At 64.5% G+C, this 18,719-nt stretch carries 16 protein-coding genes; 7 read left to right on the top strand and 9 right to left on the bottom strand.

Annotated elements, in window-relative coordinates; translation table 11 throughout:
• Window positions 1-27: 27 nt before the first annotated feature.
• From RIE32_11895 to RIE32_11875, 5 genes are all read left to right on the top strand, one after another.
• Complete coding sequence (locus RIE32_11895) at window positions 28-1,401, top strand: ATP phosphoribosyltransferase regulatory subunit (protein MEQ9096952.1); 1,374 nt, start codon at window positions 28-30, stop codon at window positions 1,399-1,401.
• Window positions 1,398-2,591, top strand: a complete 1,194-nt coding sequence (locus tag RIE32_11890; GenBank protein MEQ9096951.1) for a glycosyltransferase family 4 protein — start codon at window positions 1,398-1,400, stop codon at window positions 2,589-2,591. Before RIE32_11895 ends, RIE32_11890 begins: the two co-directional genes overlap by 4 nt.
• 11 nt (window positions 2,592-2,602) lie before the next feature.
• A complete protein-coding gene (locus tag RIE32_11885; GenBank protein ID MEQ9096950.1) occupies window positions 2,603-3,373 on the top strand; it encodes a hypothetical protein in 771 nt (256 codons plus the stop codon).
• A gap of 20 nt (window positions 3,374-3,393) precedes the next feature.
• The gene (locus tag RIE32_11880; GenBank protein MEQ9096949.1) at window positions 3,394-4,107 is read left to right on the top strand and encodes a hypothetical protein; all 714 of its coding nucleotides are present in this window, start codon (window positions 3,394-3,396) and stop codon (window positions 4,105-4,107) included.
• A 387-nt stretch (window positions 4,108-4,494) separates the two neighbouring features.
• Window positions 4,495-5,790, top strand: coding sequence for a hypothetical protein (locus RIE32_11875; GenBank protein ID MEQ9096948.1), 1,296 nt, complete (start codon window positions 4,495-4,497; stop codon window positions 5,788-5,790).
• Window positions 5,791-5,802: 12 nt separating this feature from the next.
• Here RIE32_11875 and RIE32_11870 read toward each other — a convergent pair whose 3' ends face one another.
• Together RIE32_11870 and RIE32_11865 are read right to left on the bottom strand one after the other, a co-directional pair.
• Window positions 5,803-7,251 (bottom strand): PQQ-dependent sugar dehydrogenase, encoded by a 1,449-nt coding sequence (locus RIE32_11870; protein ID MEQ9096947.1) that lies wholly within the window; start codon window positions 7,249-7,251, stop codon window positions 5,803-5,805.
• A gap of 149 nt (window positions 7,252-7,400) precedes the next feature.
• On the bottom strand, window positions 7,401-9,542 hold the full coding sequence (locus tag RIE32_11865) for a GC-type dockerin domain-anchored protein (protein MEQ9096946.1): 2,142 nt from the start codon (window positions 9,540-9,542) through the stop codon (window positions 7,401-7,403).
• A 214-nt stretch (window positions 9,543-9,756) separates the two neighbouring features.
• Here RIE32_11865 and RIE32_11860 point away from each other — a divergent pair, with 214 nt between their 5' ends.
• Window positions 9,757-10,260: a histidine phosphatase family protein gene (locus RIE32_11860; protein ID MEQ9096945.1), complete on the top strand. Its 504-nt coding sequence runs from the start codon at window positions 9,757-9,759 to the stop codon at window positions 10,258-10,260.
• A 17-nt stretch (window positions 10,261-10,277) separates the two neighbouring features.
• On the opposite strand, the gene RIE32_11855 is transcribed toward RIE32_11860, so the two are convergent.
• From RIE32_11855 to RIE32_11840, 4 genes are all read right to left on the bottom strand, one after another.
• The gene (locus RIE32_11855; GenBank protein MEQ9096944.1) at window positions 10,278-10,823 is read right to left on the bottom strand and encodes a hypothetical protein; all 546 of its coding nucleotides are present in this window, start codon (window positions 10,821-10,823) and stop codon (window positions 10,278-10,280) included.
• Window positions 10,824-10,834: 11 nt separating this feature from the next.
• Window positions 10,835-12,430: a methionine--tRNA ligase gene (metG, locus tag RIE32_11850; GenBank protein ID MEQ9096943.1), complete on the bottom strand. Its 1,596-nt coding sequence runs from the start codon at window positions 12,428-12,430 to the stop codon at window positions 10,835-10,837.
• 42 nt (window positions 12,431-12,472) lie between these two features.
• Entirely contained in the window at window positions 12,473-13,378 is a 906-nt protein-coding gene (locus RIE32_11845; GenBank protein ID MEQ9096942.1) for a hypothetical protein, read from the bottom strand.
• A 94-nt stretch (window positions 13,379-13,472) separates the two neighbouring features.
• Entirely contained in the window at window positions 13,473-15,347 is a 1,875-nt protein-coding gene (locus RIE32_11840) for a hypothetical protein (protein ID MEQ9096941.1), read from the bottom strand.
• A 211-nt stretch (window positions 15,348-15,558) separates the two neighbouring features.
• Between RIE32_11840 and pyrE the strand changes: the two genes are divergently transcribed.
• Window positions 15,559-16,143 carry an orotate phosphoribosyltransferase gene (gene pyrE / locus RIE32_11835; protein MEQ9096940.1) on the top strand — a complete coding sequence of 195 codons (585 nt, stop codon included), beginning with the start codon at window positions 15,559-15,561 and terminating at the stop codon, window positions 16,141-16,143.
• 13 nt (window positions 16,144-16,156) lie between these two features.
• Here pyrE and RIE32_11830 read toward each other — a convergent pair whose 3' ends face one another.
• The 3 genes from RIE32_11830 to RIE32_11820 are packed head-to-tail and all read right to left on the bottom strand — an operon-like array spanning window position 16,157 to window position 18,691.
• Window positions 16,157-16,840 (bottom strand): hypothetical protein, encoded by a 684-nt coding sequence (locus RIE32_11830; GenBank protein ID MEQ9096939.1) that lies wholly within the window; start codon window positions 16,838-16,840, stop codon window positions 16,157-16,159.
• Window positions 16,833-17,723 (bottom strand): hypothetical protein, encoded by an 891-nt coding sequence (locus RIE32_11825; protein ID MEQ9096938.1) that lies wholly within the window; start codon window positions 17,721-17,723, stop codon window positions 16,833-16,835. Before RIE32_11825 ends, RIE32_11830 begins: the two co-directional genes overlap by 8 nt.
• Window positions 17,720-18,691, bottom strand: a complete 972-nt coding sequence (locus tag RIE32_11820) for a hypothetical protein (protein ID MEQ9096937.1) — start codon at window positions 18,689-18,691, stop codon at window positions 17,720-17,722. Before RIE32_11820 ends, RIE32_11825 begins: the two co-directional genes overlap by 4 nt.
• Window positions 18,692-18,719: the final 28 nt, after the last annotated feature.

Here is an 18,719-nt window from a genome sequence, read left to right as displayed (position 1 = left end):
TCTTGTAGCTTCAGGAAGCCCCTCACGATGACCAAGCCCACCTCGAGCCCGGTCGCCTCCCCCAAGGGTACGCGCGATCTTTATCCGGACCAGTACCTCCGCCAGAACTACATCACCCGCCTCTGGAGGGACACCGCCCTCCGCCACGGCTTCGAGGAGATCAACGGCCCCACCTTCGAGATGCTCGAGCTCTACACCCGCAAGAGCGGCGAGGGCATCGTGGGCGAGCTCTTCCGCTTCCGCCGCGAGGGCGGCGAGGACGACTACGCCCTGCGGCCCGAGTTCACCCCCACCCTGGCCCGCATGTACGCCGCCAAGGCGGCGAGCCTGCCGAGCCCGACGAAGTGGTTCAGCATCGGGCCGTACTTCCGGGCGGAGAAGCCGCAGCGCGGGAGGCTGCGGGAGTTCTTGCAGTGGAATGTGGATGTGCTAGGGGGGGACGAAGAGATCGGCGACAGCGACGTGCTCTCATGCATGACTGCATTCTTACTTGATACCGGACTTCACGAAGGTGAAGTCACAAATCGAGTGAGCGATCGCCGCAGGATGACAAGATCATTGGTCGAGGCTGGCGTATCCGAATCAAATCAGGAACAAGCTCTTGCTCTGCTCGATCGGAAAGACAAAGTCGACCCGGATTCTTTTCGCTCTCAAGCAGTGGCATTGGGCATGTCCGAGTCCGCGGCTTCGTCTCTGCTCCAGGGCACAACCGAGCTGGCATTCGAAGATCTCACACTGATTGAACGCATGGTCAACGCGGGATTCGAATCAGGCTGGTTCGCCTACGACCCATCCATCGTCCGCGGCCTCGCCTACTACACCGGCACCGTCTTCGAGGTCATCGCCGAGGGCGAGCGGGCGATCGCGGGCGGCGGGCGGTACGACAACCTAATCGAGCTCTTCGGCGGGCCGCCCACGCCGGCGGTTGGGTTTGGCATGGGTGACGTCGTGCTGGGGCTGTTGCTGGACGACAAGGGGCTGATGCCGCAGGGGGCGGAGCTGATGGACGCCCTCAGCCGGCCGGGTGCAAGCCTGCGGCCCGAGGCATTCGTGGTGGCGGGGTCGGAAGACGAGGATCCGCTGGTCGAGCCGTTGCTGGCGAACCTGCGGCGGGGCGTGGAGCGTGAAGGGTTTGATGGCAAGCCCTGGGCGGCGGATCGATACGCCGTCCGCCCCATGCACGCGCGGCGGACGTACAAGACGACGCGGAACCTGAAGAAGTTGCTCAACGACGCCGAGAAGCAGCACGCGCGGTTTGCCATCGTGCTGCATGGGGCGGACAAGGTGCAGGTGAAGGACCTCGACAAGCGCGAGGAACTCGTGCACGATCGCGGCGATTTCAGTGTGGAACCGGCGAGCGACGCGTACGTGGGGAAGGCGATCGCCCAGCGGTTGACATGACCCGCATCCTCCACATCTCGACCCGCCTCATCCTCGGCGGCAGCCAGGAGAACACCATCCTGTCGTGCGAGGGGCAGGTCGAACTTGGGCACGAGGTGCACCTTGCGTACGGGCCGATCTATGGGCCAGAGGGGTCGATGCTGGATCGGGTGCGAGACTTTGGCAGGATTGGAGCGCACGAGGTACCGCACCTGATCCGACCGGTTCGGCCGATTGCCGACGTGCGGGCATATCGCGAACTCAAGGCGTTGATCGACGACATCAATCCCGACGTCGTGCACACGCACTCGTCCAAGGCAGGCATCCTCGGCCGGCTGGCGGGATGGCATGCTCAGTGCCGACCCGCGGTCGTACACACGATCCATGGCCCGCCGTTCCTGCCGGGCAGGCCAGTGTCCAACGCGATCTATACGGTCGCCGAACGGTTCGCAGCAACGCGTTGCGACGCGATCGTGAGCGTGGCCGACGCAATGACGCGACAGTTCCTGGAGCGGGGGATCGGGAAGCCCGCGCTCTATACGACGGTGCGGAGCGGCGTGGACATCGAGCCCTACCTCACCAGTCAGCCCACGCGCGACGAGGTCCGCGAACGCTTCGGCATCGAGCCGCACGAGTTCGTGATCGGCACCATCGCGCGGCTTGCGGAGGACAAGGGCCACGACGACTTGCTCGACGCCATCGGGGCGGACCTGAAGGCCAACGACCACTGGCGGCTGTTGTGGGTGGGCGACGGGTCGCTGCGCGGCCACCTCGAACGTCGGATTACCGACATGGGCTTGAAGGGCCGCGTGGTCATGACGGGTCTGGTCGAGCCAGTTCAGATTCCGGGCATGCTCCGGGCGATGGATCTTCTGGCTCACCCGAGCCGCCGAGAGGGATTACCCCGTACCGTGACGCAGGCTCTCTTGGCTGGGGTGTGCGCGGTGGCGTATGACTGCGACGGAACGCCCGAGATCTGTCGTCATAAACAGACTGGATGGCTCATCCCCACCGGCGACACGGCAAGGCTTGGCGAAGCGATCAGACATCTGGCCGCCAGACCCGATGATCGACTGGCCCTTGCGGCGTCGGGCAGGGAGATAGCCGGGAGGGAATTCAGCGCGACGGCCATGGTCGCCGGGCTGGAACACGTCTACCGCCAGGCGCTTATCCAGCGTCGGCGACGGACGGATGGCCCCGTCGGCAATTGATAGCCTTGCCCATGCACCGCACTATTCGCACGCTCGCATGCTCGACGCCGCTGGCCCTTGGACTCGGGGCCGTGGTCGTATGCGCCGGCTGCTCGAGCGGCGGGGCGTTCACGCCGCCGCCCATCGTGGCCGCCCCGCCTGCCCCACCGGATTCGCCCGCTGAATCGCCCACCGGCGGCTCGGGGCCCATCGGCGGTGGATCCGACGCGACGCCATACACGGGCTCGATGGATGCCACCGAGTTGCTGGTGCGGTCGGCCATGGCATACGGCGAAGCGACCCACTACCTGGATGAGGGTTCGATCGTCATCGTCCAGCCCAGCCGCCGGAGTGAGTACGGGTTCGGCACGCTCTATGAACAGGACGGCGACTTTTCGTTCTACGTGAACGGCACCGCTGGCTCGAGGCTGCCCCACTTCGAGGTGCACAAGGTTGGCCGGCGATTCGAGACCGTTCGTTCGGGCAGCTACGGCCAGGCTCCCACGCTGGAAGAGGCCATCGTGCCGTTCCAGAACATCATGACGATCTTCACGACGAACGTGCCGCGAATCCTTGCGGGCGATCACTGGGGACCGACAAACGACTACGAGACCGCCCGCGTCGTGGGCGTCACCAGCGTCAACGGCAGTCCGGCGATCATGATCGAGCTCGATTTGATCGAGCATGGTCCCGCCACGGTCTGGCTCGATCAGGCCACCCTGCTCATCCGCCGCCTCTCCCACGATTCGCCCATCAGCCAGGCCGAGGTGACGGTGACGTTTACTCGCCTCGAAGCGCGATAGAGCGATACCCTCGCGGCACTATGGACCTCCGCCTGATCAGCCTGGGCACCCTCGCCGTCAACCCGCTCTGGAACGAAACCACGCCGGTTCGCACCGGTCACGCGACGACCACTCTGCTCTCCGTTGGCGAGAAACGCATCCTCGTCGATCCGGGCTTGCCCGAAGTAGCGCTCGCCGCTCGCCTTCACGAGCGTTCGGGCCTGCGGCCGTCTGCCATCACCGACGTGTTCCTGACATGCTTTAAGCCCGACATGACCCGAGGCCTCAGGCTCTTTGATCACGCCCGATGGTGGATCCACGAGGCCGAGCGCGAATCGGTGGGCATGGTTCTGGGCGAGACGCTCCGCCGGATGGCTCAAGGAGGCGATCTGGGAACCGGGGCCGGACTGGAAGATGACGGTCCGGACCCGATCGAAGCTTTGAAGGAACGCGTCGCCCAGTTGCGCAACTGCAAGGCCGCGCCAGATCGCCTCGCCGACAAGGTTGACCTGTTCCCCCTGCCCGGCGCTACGCCCGGCTTGTGCGGGCTCCTGGTGGCCTTGCCGAGCCACACGCTCCTGATTTGTTCGGACGCAATCCCCGACGGCGCCCACCTGGCTCAGGGCCGCGTGCTGGATGATTCGGCTGACGTCGATCAGGCTCGATCTTCGTTCGCCGAGGCGGTTGAGATTGCAGACGTTTTTATCTGTGGCCGTGATGGCATGGTGATCAACCCCACCAAGCGCGCGTTCTGATCGAGCCGCCTATGCTGCGCCGTGAATGCGCCAGAACGCGAGGTGTTGGCGGATCTGGTCGGGAAGTTTCTCGAAGAAAACATCGAGAAATCACCGGCGTTTCGTGCATTGGCGCGATATCTCGCCGAACAGACATTGCGTTCGATTGAATCGTGGGAAGATTCGAATTGGGACGATGCCGGGGCTCAAACACAAGATCGTGAGCCCGCCGGCGCTGAGAAAACCGGCGACGATCCCGAAGCACAACCTCGGGTAAACCCAAGCCCCACGCCGCCTCTGACGACTGCGGTTGTCCCGCTTCGAATTGGGGATGCCCGCACAGAAATCCCTGTTTCCGGCGAGTCGAACGCCATCAGTGCTGCGCACGAGGCCGCTCGCTCCGAGTTGATGCGAGAAGGGCACGCAGAGGACTACCTCCTCCGGACTGCCGAGGCCCGGGCCATTGACCTGGCACAGATCTCTTCGCGGTGCCGGCTGAAGGCCGAAGCATGCCGCCATCAGATCCTCCGCCAGAGCCAGCAACGAGACAGCCAGGAGGAGTACGAGTCGCGGCAGCGAATGAACGAGCTCATCTCGACCGCCAAGTCGATGGAGAATTGCTTTCTCTGGATGTTTTTTAGAAGGGGGACGCCTTCAACCGAGTCACAGCTCGAACTGATTGCCGGTTGTTACGATGCCATGGCCGATGCGGCCGACTTGTGCCGAGCCATCGAGCCCATCGACGCCTGGCAGGATGACGAGCAGGTTCGATTGGCCTTGCAACTGCTGGCCACCATGAGCAGCGGACTTCGCGTCTCGTTGGCCGACACCTGGCTCACGCAGCCGGATATCGACCAGGACGAGGTGCATCGCTGGCTGAAATTGGTCACGGCCGAGCATCGCTACCACGTCAAGCGACACATGCAACTCAGCGACCCCGCGGATCCGCAGGTGGACGTTCCCGCAGCACGCGAGCGCGCGATCCAGCTCCTTGCCGAAATCTCAGACCAGCAAGCGAACCGGGAGAAGGCCGAACGACTGCTGAAGCGGGCGCTCTACCACGCTCAGCGCGTGCGCGACGCATGGGAATCACCGTACGACGAAGAGCCGCCCCGCCATGACTGCGAAAAGGTGAACGGTGCGATCGAGAAGCTCATCGAGATCGCTCCTTCGAACCTGGATTCGTTGATTGCCGAGATTGCCTCGGTCGCATCAATCGAGTGCTTCCCTGAATCGGTCACCCCTCACCATCGACTCCGAGTGGCCGCTGAAGCCCAAGCCTCAGATGACGCTCAGACGCAGCCTCGAAAGCCACGTGAAAACGTGACGCGAGCGCGTTCCTGGAGCGAAGACGTGCGACGCGTCCGCGAATTGATCGATGGAGGCCAGATCGTGGTAATCGGCGGCGAACCGCGACGCGACGCCATTGATCGTATCGTTGAGGCCTTTGCCCTGGATGGGTTGGTCTGGCCCGAGTTGACCGAGCACGGATCGGCCGAGCCGATGCGGGCGCCAATCTCCAACCCGCAAACCAAGCTGGTCGTGGTGCTCATCAAGCTGACCGGGCACGAGCACGCCGAGCGCGCACGCGAGTTCTCGCGACAGGCGTCCGTGCCTTACGTGCTCATGCCGGCGGGTTACAACCCCGAGCAGATCGCCGCCGAGGTGCTGCGTCAGGCCAGTGCGCAGTTACGATCGGCCTGATCAGTTTCTCGCTCAGCACCCCGCATCGAATGCGTTCTGGAACGCCAGGAAGTCGAACAACGACAACTCGCCATCGCCGTCGAAGTCCGCCGCCGGGTCGCCGGCATCGAACAGGTTCTGGAACGCGAGGAAGTCGAACAGGGTCAACGAACCATCGCCGTCGATGTCGGCCAAGCACTGGCAGGAATCCGGAATGCCATCGCCGTTCACGTCCGCCTCGGCGCCCACCGCAATCTCGCACGCATCCGAGACCAGATCGCCATCGCAATCATCGATCGGGTCGATCGGCATGATCTTGCGAATCTCGCCGCCCTGGCTGAGCACGTAGACGTCGCCATACGCATCTCGCCCGAAGCTGATGATGCTGCTGATCCCGCCAAACTGGCTGGTCCGCAGTGTGAACTCGGTGACTTCGCCGTCAACCATGCGGATCGACCAGACCCGGTTCGAGCAATAGTCGGCATAGAAGTAGGTGCCGGCCAGTCCATCGATCTGGCAGCCCCGGTAGACCTGGCCGCCGGTGATCGAGCAACCACCCGCACCAGAGTGGTCATAGGTCACCACTGGATCCACGAATGGCGATGGGTCGCAACTGGTCGGGCAGGGCATGGCGGTCGAGAAGCAAAGGTCGCCTTCCCGGCACTTCCAGCCGTAGTTCTCGCCGCCCAGGCTGTCGCCCAGTTGATAGTTGACTTCCTCGCGCGCTCCCTGGCCCACGTCTGCGATGTACAGATCGCCGGTTGCCGGATCGAAGTCGTTGCGATACGGGTTGCGCAGGCCGTACGCCCAGATCTCTTCCGCGTTGCCCGTGCCAACGAAGGGGTTGTCGCCGGGAATCGCGTACTCCAGCCCCGGGTCGGGCGTGCCAAGCACGTCGATGCGCAGGATCTTGCCGAGCAAGGTCGTCAGGCGCTGGCCGTTCCCCAGCGGGTCTCCGCCGCTCCCGCCGTCACCCAGGGCTATATAGAGATGGTCGTCGTTGGGCCCGAAGTCGATCCAGCCACCGTTGTGATTGCTGAACGGCTGGTCGACCGAAAGCAGGACCTGACCGCTGTCCGGGTCGGCCACGTCTGGGTTGGTGGCCGACACCGAGTATCGAGCGATGGTCGTATCGCCGTTGTTGTCTGAGTAGTGAACGAAGAACCAGCCGTCGTCATCGTACTGCGGGCTGAACGCGATGCCAATGAGCCCACGCTCGCCGAAGCTCGAGATCAGCGGGTCGATGTCGAGGAACGGCGTCGGCAGGAGCACGCCGTCGCGCACCACCCGCACGCGGCCGTCTTTCTCGGTCACGAACACGCGGCCGAAGTCACCCGGAGCGTGCACGAGCGCCGTCGGTTGGTTCAGTCCCGTCAGGAACACCTCCGTCCGCACGTCCACCTGCCCCATGGCCTTGGTCGCCGTCAAGCCTGCGGCTGCCGCAAGCGTCAATGTCATGGCCGTCTTCGTGGTACGGTTCATCGTCGCGGTCTCCTATCTCAACGCCACGGGCGATGGCGTTCACTTCGTGGCCCATCGTTCTTCAGGAGGATAAAGCCGCGCCATTGCTCGGCGTTGCACCGAACACCGCGATCGCAGGAATTCTCTGCCGAACGGCGAACGGAGCCCGATCAGCAACCCGCGTCGAACTCGTTCTGAAATGCCAGGAAGTCGAAGATCGTCAGCGAGCCATCGCCATCGAAGTCGGCCACGGGATCGCCCGCATCAAACAGGTTCTGGAACGCCAGGAAGTCGAATATGGTCAGCGAGCCATCGCCATCGAGGTCGGCCCGACACGGCGCCGCTGGCACCGCAAGGGAAACCACCCCGGTATCCGAGCCGGTAGAACTCGTCACGCGGTAGGTCAACGTATCGCCAAGGGTCGCGTCCGCGTCCATTCGAACGAGCGCGAATGCCTTGCCGTCATGCCATGCCAGTTCGGCTTCACCGCTCGGCACCGACGTGATCTCGTAACTGATGCTGGACGGGTCATCACGAACCGTTGCCGGAAGCGAGACGAGCACCGTCGAGCCTGGTGTGATGATGCGCGTGTAGTCGTGGGCAACCGGCGCCGTGGCGCCCGTGGTCGCACCCCCATCGATCGTGATGGTGACCGGGGCCGACCGTGCAACGCGACCGTCGGAATAGCTCGCCTCGGCCCACACGGTGCTCGGACCTTCACCCAGGTTCGCACCGTAGAGGAAAGCTTCTCCACCCGCCCCGTCGACCGCCGCCAAGACGGCGCCCGCGCGCATCAGGCGAATTTCCTGGGCGCCCACGGCATCCAGGTCGAAGGTCACCAGATCGCCGATTTCCCCTATGGTCGTGCTGGGACTGATCGTCGGCAGACGCCCTTGGTTGTTGACCGTGACCAGCTCGGTGTGGCTGCCGCGAGATTCGAGCAGCGTGTCGTCGTAGGCCACCACGCGGACTTCGTTGACGCCATCGGGCAACAGCGACGTATCGAGTTGGAGTTCGCCAGTGCCGACTGCTTCGTCGACCGTCACGCCGTTGGCCAGCAGAAGAACCCGCCCGATCGTCGCGCCCGGCTTCGTGGTCGACGCAACTGGTTCAACGCTGACGACGCCCGACACGCTGCCGGGCAGCGAGAACGAAACGCTCGGGATATACGCAAACGGTCGGGCCAGCGGATCGCCGATGAACTGCACCTGGAACGGAACGAACCCGATGCTTCTCAGGTATGCTTCGCCCAGCGTGGCGCCCTGGTCATAGAAGTAGTGCAGCCGGGCGTGAGGGAACTTGCCCGTGTAGTTGCATGGCTCCTCCACCGTGCCCGAACTTCCCACGGCCCCCTTGGAGATCCAGCGACTCATCTTGGTCTGGCTGTCGGTGCCGAAGTGCCCCGCAAAGCTCGTGAGATGATCGGCAAATGCAGCGGGGCCGAATCCGAAGTCGCCAGCATCGATGGGCGGATTGGCCACGCCGGTCATGATGCCCGCCGCCGTGACGCCGCCCGTGGGCACTTCTCCGTCGACCTGCAACGCGTTGGTGCCCTTGGTCAGCAGATCGGTGATTACACGACCGAACTGCGGCTGCCGAACGTTCCGGGCCGAATCGGTCGTGTTCATGAAGTAATACGTGTCATCCGAGCCTCCGGGTTGGGTGCCGTCCGTCGCTACGGACCGCCCAATCATGGCAACGACTTCGTCGATAGTGTTACCCCGCTCGCCCGTCCAGCCCAGGACGGCGCCGATGAAAGACTGCCGAGCCAGTGGCGAGGTGCTGGGATTGCCGGCCGCGTACTCCACCTCGCTATCGAACGCACGAGGCTCGCCGATCGGGCGATGGAACGGCTGCGTGCGCGTCACCGACAGCCCGCCAGCCAGTACTTCATCGGCGTAGAACGCCATCGTGTAGGCGCTGGAGATGCCAAAGTTGTTCACTGGCGAGCACGAGTCCGAGACCGTCGTCGACGCGGCCATGCGATACTGCGAGGGTGGCGCGACGATGATGTAGTCGGCTCGATCCGCGATGCCGCGTGCGTCGAGCTCGCCAAAGAGGGCCACGAGGTTCCGATCACGGAAGGCTGTGAAGTTGGCGGCCTCGGGCGTCATGTACAGAACGGCCGTTTCGGGAAGACCACGGGCGGCAATGTACTCGTTGGCGGCCCGCATCGAATCGGGAGAGCCGGGATCGACCACCAGCACCGCATGCTCGGCCACGCCCGGTCCGGCCAGGCCTGCTCGGGCGATCAGGAACGTGGCCACCATGGCCGGCATTGCGGCCCTACGTGCGAATTGATTCTCAAGCATTCCTCGCCTCCCTGCAGTCGACCAGATCAGTGCTCCATGCAGTTTCGCCCATTTTCCGACGCAATGCAACCCCATTGATCACCGAAGTTCTCTGGCTCAACCGACAAAAAATCTGCGTATTTGGGTAGAGTTTGGTATTGTGTTTCTGCCGGAAATCGGCGAAGCTATGCAGCGGAGGCTGCCAGGAGCGTGCCAACCCGGGGGTTCAAACGCCATGCACATCCACGTCTGCCGACACGCTCAGGCCGAAGCGACTTCGGTCACCGGCTTGGATATCGATCGGCCACTGACCCGCGAAGGTCGTCTCCAGGCCCGATATCTCGCCGGCCTCATGAGTGGGCTGCTGCCACCCGAGCGCCCACGGCGTGTCGTCGCCAGCCCGGCCGAACGGACGCTGCAGACCGCTCAGACCATCGCCGACGAACTCGGCCTGACCGTGAGTACCGAGGAGGTCCTGCTGCCGACGTGTTCGGCTGGCGAAGCCTTGTCGGTAATCCAGGAACTCGCACGTGGCGTCCCGCTGCTACTCGTCGGCCACAACCCGACCGTATCTTCGCTCGTGTCGATGCTCATGCATGGGCCGAGCGCGGGCATTCAGATGTCCGGACCGGCACTGCGTACCGGACAGATGGCCACCCTATGGGCCGAGGAAGGTCTCCAGCCGGGGGCATGTCGGCTGATCAAACTCCATCGCTACGAGCCCGCACTCGCGTCCTAGCGGTCTTGTAGCAGTGGTTACTTCTTGCGCCGTCCACACCAGCCGCAGGCACCCTGTTCACCGATCGGACCTCCGCACGCCTTGCATGCCGATGGCGATCGCGGAGCATCGGCAAGCCCTTCGATGCCTGGCGCCGATTCGTAGCAATCGTGCAGGGCTTCGGGCCCATGCATCTCGACGATGAGCGCGGCGACATCGACCGACGCACCGCAGTGCGAACATGCTTCGATCGATGCTTCCATCGGCAGCACTTTGCCGCAATTCGAACACGGCGGGGCCATCTCTGGCGGCAATGCACTCAGATCCGGCAATGCATGATCATCGAGTTCGCCGTCGATCTCCATCGGCTCACTGGCCCACTCTTCCAGCAGGTACGCCGCCAGATCCGCGTCGGCGCTCGCACCAAGCAGGACCTCGTACGAGCCGCTATGGCGACCCCACGCAAGGGCGCTGTCGCTGTTGCCCCCCACCACTTCCGCGGGCACGCCGTTCTGGACCAGATAGTCGCGAGCCGAAACCGCATGGACGGCCGAGCGGAATCGAAACGGTGGGCCTCTTCGCACGATCAGACCCTTCAGGCGGTGGGGGCCGGCTCATCGGCATCGGCTCGCATGAATAGTGCCTGCCCCTTCGTGACCGACTCGCCGGGCTTGAGCCCGTGTTCGCCCCGCCATTTCGAGAACGCCTCGAGTTCACCCGCTTGCGGCACGTGGGCCCCCAGCATCTTGAGCACCTCGGCGGCCTTCTCGGGCATAAACGGCATGAACAGGGCCGCGGCGATGCGCAACGCTTCGGCGCAGTTGAACAGGATCAGTGCAAGATCCGCGTGATTCGGATCTTCCGGGCCGGTGATCTTCTTCGCAAGCCGGAAGGGCTCGGTGTTGTTGATGTAGCCATCGATGGCCGTGACGATCGCCAGACCCTGGTGCGCGGCGCCGTGCAGGTCGACGATGCCAAACAAGTCTCGTGCCGACTGCACGTGTCCGGCGGTCAGGTTGGGCCAGTCCACTCCCGCGTGCACGGTCGCGTCGCGCGCATCGGGCACCTTGCCGTCGAAATACTTATGGATCATGTTCACCACGCGACTTGCGCAATTGCCCAAGCCGTTGGCGAGCTCGGCGTTGTAGATATCGACGAAGTTGGCATGCGCGAAGTCCGCATCGGTCGAACCGAGCGGTCCCTGCGTTGCCAGATACCATCGCAACGCGTCCACCGAATATCGATCGCCGTACGCGCGCAATTGATCGATCTCGATGAAGTTGCCCATGCTCTTGGACATCTTCCGGCCCTCGGCCACGAAGTACGCATGGGCATACACGCAAGCAGGTAGCGGTTCGTCGAGCGCCATCAGCATGGCGGGCCACACGACCGCATGGAACCACAGGATGTCCTTGGCCAGCAAGTGGATCGATGCAGGCCAGTAGTGCCGCCGTTCGGGCGTATCGACCACCGTGAGGTAGTTGCATAGCGCCTCGATCCAAACGTAGACCCGGTGTCCAGGATCGTTGGGCATGCGGATGCCCCAATCCGCGCCGCCGTCGTCTTTCACTGCCCGGCTGACGGGCACGTCCTGCAAGCCCTGTCGAAGCCTGCCCAGGACCTCGTTTCGGCGGGCCTCGGGCTGAACGAAGCGCGGATGCTCTTCCAGGTATCGACCGAGGCGCTCTTCGAACGCCGACAGCCGGAAGAAATAATTCTGCTCGGTTCGCTTCTCCAGCGGCTTGCCGCTTACGGGGCTCTTGTAGTCATGGGCCTTGGCGACCGATTCGGTGACGTACTCTTCCTGGCCCGGGTCGTACCAACCCACGTAATCGCCCAGGTAGATATCGCCGCTATCCATCAATCGCTGGATGTAGCCGCTGGCCCGAGACTTGTGTCGCTCCTCGCTGGTGCGAACGAAGTCGTCCTGGGCGATCTCCATGAAGGCAAACGCCTCGCGAAATGCCTGGGCGTTGCGATCCGCCCAGTCCTGCACTGGCACGCTCGCTTCGCGAGCCCGATCGATCACCTTCTCCGCGTGCTCGTCGGTGCCGGTAAGCATGAGCACGTCGTCTCCAATCATTCGGTGGAAGCGCGCGATCACATCGGCCAGCAGCGTGGTATAGCAGTGGCCGATGTGTGGACGATCGTTGACGTAGTAGATGGGCGTGGTTGCGTAGAAGGTCGGCATGCCCAAGTGTATGGCTCGCGGCGCCGACGCTCTCGGCCCGGATCAGCCTTCCTCGGACTCAGACTGGTGCAATCGGCCCACCTTCTCGAGTTGCGGCAACTCGATGGGCGGGAGCTTTCCGGCCAGCGCCTCGGCGAAACGGAAGATCTCCATGCCCTCCATGGCGTCCATGAGCGAAACCATGGCCTTCAGACGGGCCGCATCCGAATCGGCTGCTTCCGTCGCTTCCAGTTCGCTGGCGAATTCCGACGCGTCCAGCCCGGCTTCGGTCAGGGCCGATCGAGCATGGGGTGCACCCCGCACCGCCACCGACCGGAACATTCGCGCCGCATCGTCGGTCAGGCTCGTCATCGTCGTGCGAGCCATGAGCAACTGCATCTGCTGCTGCTGCTCTTCGGGCGGCAGCGCCATGATTTCCTTGCTGAGCGCTTCGCTGCGTGCACGCACGTACTGCTGCACGATGAGGCGGTTGGTCTCGCCCTGCTCGTTGCTGAGCACGCCCTCGGTCACGAGGTACGAGGAGAGATTGGTCACCGAGCCCATGGCCTTCATGACTTCGGAGGCATACGCCAAGCCGGCGCGTTCCTCGATTTCGATCGTGTCGAACAGGCCCTTGGCCACTTCGAGGCCCAGATCGGGGTTTTGAATCACCAGCCTCTGAACCTCTTGAAGCCAGGCGCGAACGCCAGCTTCCACCTGCTCACGCTGATCGGCGGGGATGGTCGGGTTCACCGCCAGCGCCGCGATGTCGAGCCACGTGGGCGGCGGCACGGGCATGCCGGAATCGTCCACCGTGTAGATGTTCTCGAACTGCGGCTGGACCGGCTGACGCGGTGCCTGGGCGGGGCCAACAGGACCCGCGGGCGGCTGTTCGGCCTGGGCCAGGACCGTGCCAGAAAGGCCGCCGATGGTCAGGCCCACGCAAAGCAACTTGAAAGTGCGATTCATCGATCTCCCCTTCCCGCGGCGCGGGCTGGCTGTGCTCGCCCCCACGAAGCTCGATAGGGTGTCCATTCTTGGCGGCTCGCGATGCCGTCTCGACTTATTGCTCGTCTGCCCCGGTGGTCGGCGTCGGATACTTGCCCTCGAAGAAGCCCGGCTCGGGCGCTTCGTAGCCCGTGCGCTCCTTGATCAACTCGCAATGGGCGGACGGCGGCAGCTTGACGGCAACGTCCCAAAAGTCGGCAACCGTCATCGGCCCATCGAGGGCAACCACGCTCTCGAGTTCCTTGGCAACCTCCGGCTCGACGTCCAGGTCGGCCAGCACGCCGCGGAAGTCCGGCTCGGTTACCCGAAGCTGGCGGGCGTAGGACGCCTTCGCGTCGCGGATGATCTGCTGGAGGCGCCAGGGCCGCTTGATGTTGCCCGGAAGCGCGATGGACGGATCGTTCATCTCATCGTTGTCGCGCACCATCTTCAAGAGTTCGATCCGGGCGTCGAAGATGTGCCCGGCGTCGTAGAGGTTGGCAATGCGAGCCATTTCCACCAGGGTGTCCCAGTCGATGCCCTTGCGGATGCGCTGGTCGTTGTGGAACGTGGAGGGGGCGGGCAACTTCTCGTTCAGCCAGGCCCCGAACCACAGGCTCGGCTGGCGCCAGTCCTCGTCGAGCACCGCTTCCTCCAGCGGCGCCATCTCGACCGGGCCATGGGCAGCGGCGGCAAGCAGGAACTCGTACAACCGCAGCGTCTGCTCGTCGAACACGCGATCCCGATCTTCAAGGATCTCGTCGAGCCGCTTGGCGTCCTGCTCGCTCACCATGCCTTCGGCCAGCATCAACGCATAGGCCTCGACGAAGCTGGGACCTTCCAGTCTCACGGCGCGACCATCGGGACCACGCCGGAGAATCGTCAGGCCCTCGCCCGAATCGATACGCAGTGCTTCGAGATCTTCGTCCGTAAAGCGGAACTTGCCGTCCGCATCGGGCAACACGTCACCCTGCGCGGTCACGCGCTGGCGCTGGGCCTGTCCAGCGTTGCCGGCGTTGCCGCCCTGTTGCGCGGCGTCGCCGGGAAGGCCCACGGGTTCTTGCCGGGCCGTCGGTTGTTCAGCGGGCGTTGCGGCCACGCCTTGCGGGCTGGGGAAATGGACTTCCAGACCGGTCTGGGTGCGCACGAAGGTCCCCAGTTGTGCATCGCTCAGTTGGGCCATGGCCGGCCAATAGCCTTCCTGCTCGATCATTTCGGCGAGTTCCGGATGGGCTTGGGCCAGCGCGGCCTCACCTCCGTAGGCCTGCTTCAGCATGCGGGCGGCATCAGCCAGCACGTCACGCTGGATCAGCCGTTGAAGGATCGTCGAGTCGCGCAACATGACCTCTGAGACCTCGGCATCGCCGATCTCGGCAAGCAGGACCTCCCGCTCTTCATCGATTCGAGCCAGGTTGTACTCGCGGACGACGGCGTTCAGGTCCACGTACACGGGACGATCGATCTCATCCCGGACGACAGCGTCGGTTGCAAACTGACCGCGTCGGCCGAACTCGCCGAGAGAACTCACCAGCAATCGCCCCATGGCATCGCTTGAGCGTTCGCGGCCTTCACGGATGGCCTCGAGCGCATCGATGATCTTGTCGGTATTGCGCACGGCCGCTTGCCGCAGTTGGTTGTCACGCTCGGCCATGATGCGCTCGAGCGTCCGCCTTTGCTCGATCGTCAGGTCCATCGCCTCGATCGCCGCGCGGGCGGGATCCCCGTCGACCCAGATGACTCGACCCTGGTCATCGCGCTCCAGGATGCTCGCCAGCTTGCGGGCCTGGGGCCGCTTGGGCGCAAAGGGATTGGATTCCTGCGCCTCGCTCCCGCCGCCGGATCCTGGCTGGGCGGTGGCCACCGGAGCACCGGTGGCCACCGACAGGCAAACGAGCAACCGGGCCACGTGGCCGATTCTCACGCGAGGCGACACCGAAACACGAGTGCTCATTCGAACCGTCTCCTCTCAAGGCTTGCATCGGGGACCGTGCATGGCACGTGCCCACGTCGCGGACCGCCGACCGGACCCCGCCCCTTCTGTTGTGATCATTGCCGCTCGCCGGACCTCGACCAACCCGTTCGGCCCACCCGGGGGCCTTCCTCGGTGTTCGTCGGCACTTCGTGCCTGCCGATCGAGCGGACTGCTCCCTATCCTGCCCCCTATGGAGTCGCCACATGCACCAGCCCGTCCCTCTACCCCTCAGGCCCCGAACGATCTTGCGGCGCGCATCGCCGAGGCATGCCTCCTGCGGGGCAAATTCACGCTTCGATCCGGCCGGCAGAGTTCCTATTACCTCGACAAGTACCGATTCAGCACCCGGCCGGAGCTTCTCGGACCGGTCGCCGACCTGCTTGCCGAGCGGGCCAGCCTCCTCTTCAACGAACACCAGGGAGTTCCCCACCGCCTCGCCGGAGCCGAGTTGGGCGGCATCCCGCTGGTGACCGCCTGCTCGCTGCGTCTGGGCCTGCCGGCGATCTTCGTGCGCAACTCGAAGAAGGAGTACGGCACGGCCAAGCAGATCGAGGGCGAGTTGAACGCCGGTGACGCCGTGGTGCTCTTCGAAGACGTCGCCACCAGCGGCGGACAGGCCGTCGAAGCCGTCGAGATGCTTCGCGAACTGGGGGCCACCATCGCCGGTGTGGTCACCACCATCGACCGTCAGGAAGGCGCGCGCGAGGCCGTGGAGGCCGCCGGCGTGCCCTTCCACGCGATCTTCACGAAGGCCGATCTCGGGGTCGACGAGTAGGCCTCATCCCGATCTAATAGAGGAGATCGATCGCAGCACAGACTATCGAAAGCCCTGCCACAAGTGCAAGCGAAAGCACGGCCTCCGTTCGCTGACGAGGCAGGTCATCCGAGAACTGTCGGCGCCACCAGCGCCACGCCGACCAGCCCATGTAAACCACTGCTGCCATCGAGAAGATCGCCGGCGTGCGCCCGCTCGCTGCCTTCATCACGATGATGCTCGCGGGAGCCACGAGTGCTGGCAAGAGTATCGCGTAGCCCATAACGGCGGCCGTATCTGCAGCCAATCCCCGCATGTCGCGATCGCTATGGCTCGGACCCGCGCCGCTTTCGACCATTTCGTAGTGCACCTGGGTCCGCACGATGAGTTCAAGGTCCTCAGCGCACTCGGAGCATCGGTCATCACTCGCTCCTGAGAGGTCGTACCCGCACCGCGGACACGACAGCCCGGTCGGCCGCACCAGTTCAGCAAAACGCTTGCCGCGCACGCCGACACGTGTACTCGCGATGCCCTTGTCCTGCCTTGCGATTGTTGACAACACATAGATTACCACGACCGCGATAACGAATGCCGGTATGATCGCTGGGGCCCATGCGATCGATAACAAGGTCAATGGCCCGAGCACGAAGAGTCCGACGGCCATGGCTGCGATCAGCGACCAGGCGCTCAGGTGCGTCCTTGCCTGATGCTCACTCATGTCGTAGCCGCCAGATCGCTTCGCGAAGCCGCCAACGTCGCTCGCGATCAATCTGCGCCAGCCGTTGGGTGTCGCCGTGCACCAGCCGCACCACGCCCGTGTTGTCGCGAAGCATCAGGTCGAGCAGGAAGTCGTGGATCCGCGGCCCGTCCTGGTGCGTCCATGTGCGGTCCAGATGGACCATCAGGTTGCGCGCTCGCTGCCACTTTCGGTCGAGTTCTTCGACGGGCACGCCCTGGAGCGCTTCGGTGGGCGGTAGCAACATGTGCCAGCGAGCCATGCCTTCGAACTCGAAGACCTCGTGCCGATTTGCGGCTCGATAGTCCGCCCGGTCGCGTACACGTTGACGATCCAAGGGTCCGGATTCGCCCCTTGCCGGCCAGCCGTGGTCGGCTAGCAGCGCATCGAGCGCCGCGAAGGGATCGCGGCTTTCAAGGACCTGCTCGCGCAGCACGTCCAGTCGCCGCTGTGCCAGATCCCGCGCGTAGGCTCGCATGCCGATTGGATCTTGCGGATCAACCTCCTCCAGCACCGAGCGCAGGGACTGCAAGCGCGCACCTTCCAGCCTGGCGATGAGCTCTCGAGAATCGGCGCGCGTCAATTCCGCGAGTGCCGCGTCCAGCGCCACGCCGCGTGAGGTCACGTCTTCGGCCCCGCGAGCCAACTCGATCAACAGCAGGACGGTCACGGCCCATTCCTCGGCACGCTGTGCCTCAGCAGCCGTCTCCGCGGCCCTTCGCTCAATTGCCACGCGCTCAACGACCGTCATCGCGGGCGGATGCACGTAGGCGAAGACCCCCTCGGTCTGGTCGCCCGGCCGGATGCCAACCGCAAGCAGGACCGGGGCAAAGACGACCACCGCGATGGCGCGGGTCCACCTCAACGAAGTCGCTCCCTGGCGGCTTCGATTCGCTTGCGCAGCCTGACGTCCGCATCGCAGGCGTCGGGGGCTTCGCCGAGAAGCACGATCAGGACCCCGGTTGCATCTTCAGCCTGCCGCTGGCGAAGCCGCGTGGTGATGGCAGATCTGGAGGACCTGTCCCATCCGTCGGCCAGCGCCCTCGAAAAAGCGTTCGCTTCACGAACGGCACGCTCGATGGACTCGGACGTTCCCAGACTGGCGACGGGCGCGTAGCGGCTTGCTACGCGTCGAACCACCACCGGCCCATCTTCGCCGGCAGCTCGCTCGCGAAGGGCTTCCTCGCGTCGAGCAAAGCTCTCCACCATTGCCCGCATTCGACCGGCAGGATCGTTGTCATCGAGGTCCCCAAAGGCTTCGAGGAGGGCAGACTTTCCCCGGCTTGTCAGCGCGAGCGTCATCGGCGCATTCGCTGGTTGATCCATCGCCTCGAGAACACGGTTGATGATGTCCGCCGCCGCTTCGGCCGTGCCGGGAGCGCCCCACGTCGAGACAGTTCGCGCAAGGCGGAGCATGTGGGCCAGTTCCATGGCCGCATCGTCCGGGCGCCCCATTGCCAGCAATCGACCCGCCTCGGCGCGCAAGACCAGTGCTCGGGCGCGGGCGGCCGCTACGGCCCGAAGTTGATCGGAACCGATGCGTTCGTCGAGGGCATCCCCGATCGCCTTGGGCTCGGGCAACGGCCCGATCAGACGCAGTTCGCTGCGGGCCGCTCTAATCCGCAGCGCCAGTTCCGGCCAGGCAAGCGATGGGTGGCCCGGTGGGCTGGTCTCGAAGGATGCCGTGCCGATCAACTCCAGCACGTCTTCGGCGATGCGGTGGTCGCTGGCCGGGGCGGCGGAAGCGGATGCCGGCGCGGCGCTCTCTCCGCACCCCATGAACTGGAGGACGGCTCCCACGGCACCCAGCATGGCGATCACACATCGGAGCATCACAAACCCTATCGGCCTGTGCAGCCCC

Source organism: Phycisphaerales bacterium (genome assembly GCA_040221175.1).
Classification (GTDB): domain Bacteria; phylum Planctomycetota; class Phycisphaerae; order Phycisphaerales; family UBA1924; genus JAHCJI01.
The sequence above is the reverse complement of the archived record's forward strand: the minus strand, read 5'-3'. Positions and strand labels throughout refer to the sequence as shown.

Bases quoted from the DNA above. Each gene is read 5' to 3' on its own strand.
- RIE32_11895 (MEQ9096952.1), top strand. From the start codon at position 28: ATGACCAAGCCCACCTCGAGCCCGGTCGCCTCCCCCAAGGGTACGCGC.
- RIE32_11890 (MEQ9096951.1), top strand. From the start codon at position 1,398: ATGACCCGCATCCTCCACATCTCGACCCGCCTCATCCTCGGCGGCAGC.
- RIE32_11885 (MEQ9096950.1), top strand. From the start codon at position 2,603: ATGCACCGCACTATTCGCACGCTCGCATGCTCGACGCCGCTGGCCCTT.
- RIE32_11880 (MEQ9096949.1), top strand. From the start codon at position 3,394: ATGGACCTCCGCCTGATCAGCCTGGGCACCCTCGCCGTCAACCCGCTC.
- RIE32_11875 (MEQ9096948.1), top strand. From the start codon at position 4,495: ATGCGAGAAGGGCACGCAGAGGACTACCTCCTCCGGACTGCCGAGGCC.
- RIE32_11870 (MEQ9096947.1), bottom strand. From the start codon at position 7,251: ATGAACCGTACCACGAAGACGGCCATGACATTGACGCTTGCGGCAGCC.
- RIE32_11865 (MEQ9096946.1), bottom strand. From the start codon at position 9,542: ATGCTTGAGAATCAATTCGCACGTAGGGCCGCAATGCCGGCCATGGTG.
- RIE32_11860 (MEQ9096945.1), top strand. From the start codon at position 9,757: ATGCACATCCACGTCTGCCGACACGCTCAGGCCGAAGCGACTTCGGTC.
- metG (MEQ9096943.1), bottom strand. From the start codon at position 12,430: ATGCCGACCTTCTACGCAACCACGCCCATCTACTACGTCAACGATCGT.
- RIE32_11845 (MEQ9096942.1), bottom strand. From the start codon at position 13,378: ATGAATCGCACTTTCAAGTTGCTTTGCGTGGGCCTGACCATCGGCGGC.
- RIE32_11840 (MEQ9096941.1), bottom strand. From the start codon at position 15,347: ATGAGCACTCGTGTTTCGGTGTCGCCTCGCGTGAGAATCGGCCACGTG.
- pyrE (MEQ9096940.1), top strand. From the start codon at position 15,559: ATGGAGTCGCCACATGCACCAGCCCGTCCCTCTACCCCTCAGGCCCCG.
- RIE32_11830 (MEQ9096939.1), bottom strand. From the start codon at position 16,840: ATGAGTGAGCATCAGGCAAGGACGCACCTGAGCGCCTGGTCGCTGATC.
- RIE32_11820 (MEQ9096937.1), bottom strand. From the start codon at position 18,691: ATGCTCCGATGTGTGATCGCCATGCTGGGTGCCGTGGGAGCCGTCCTC.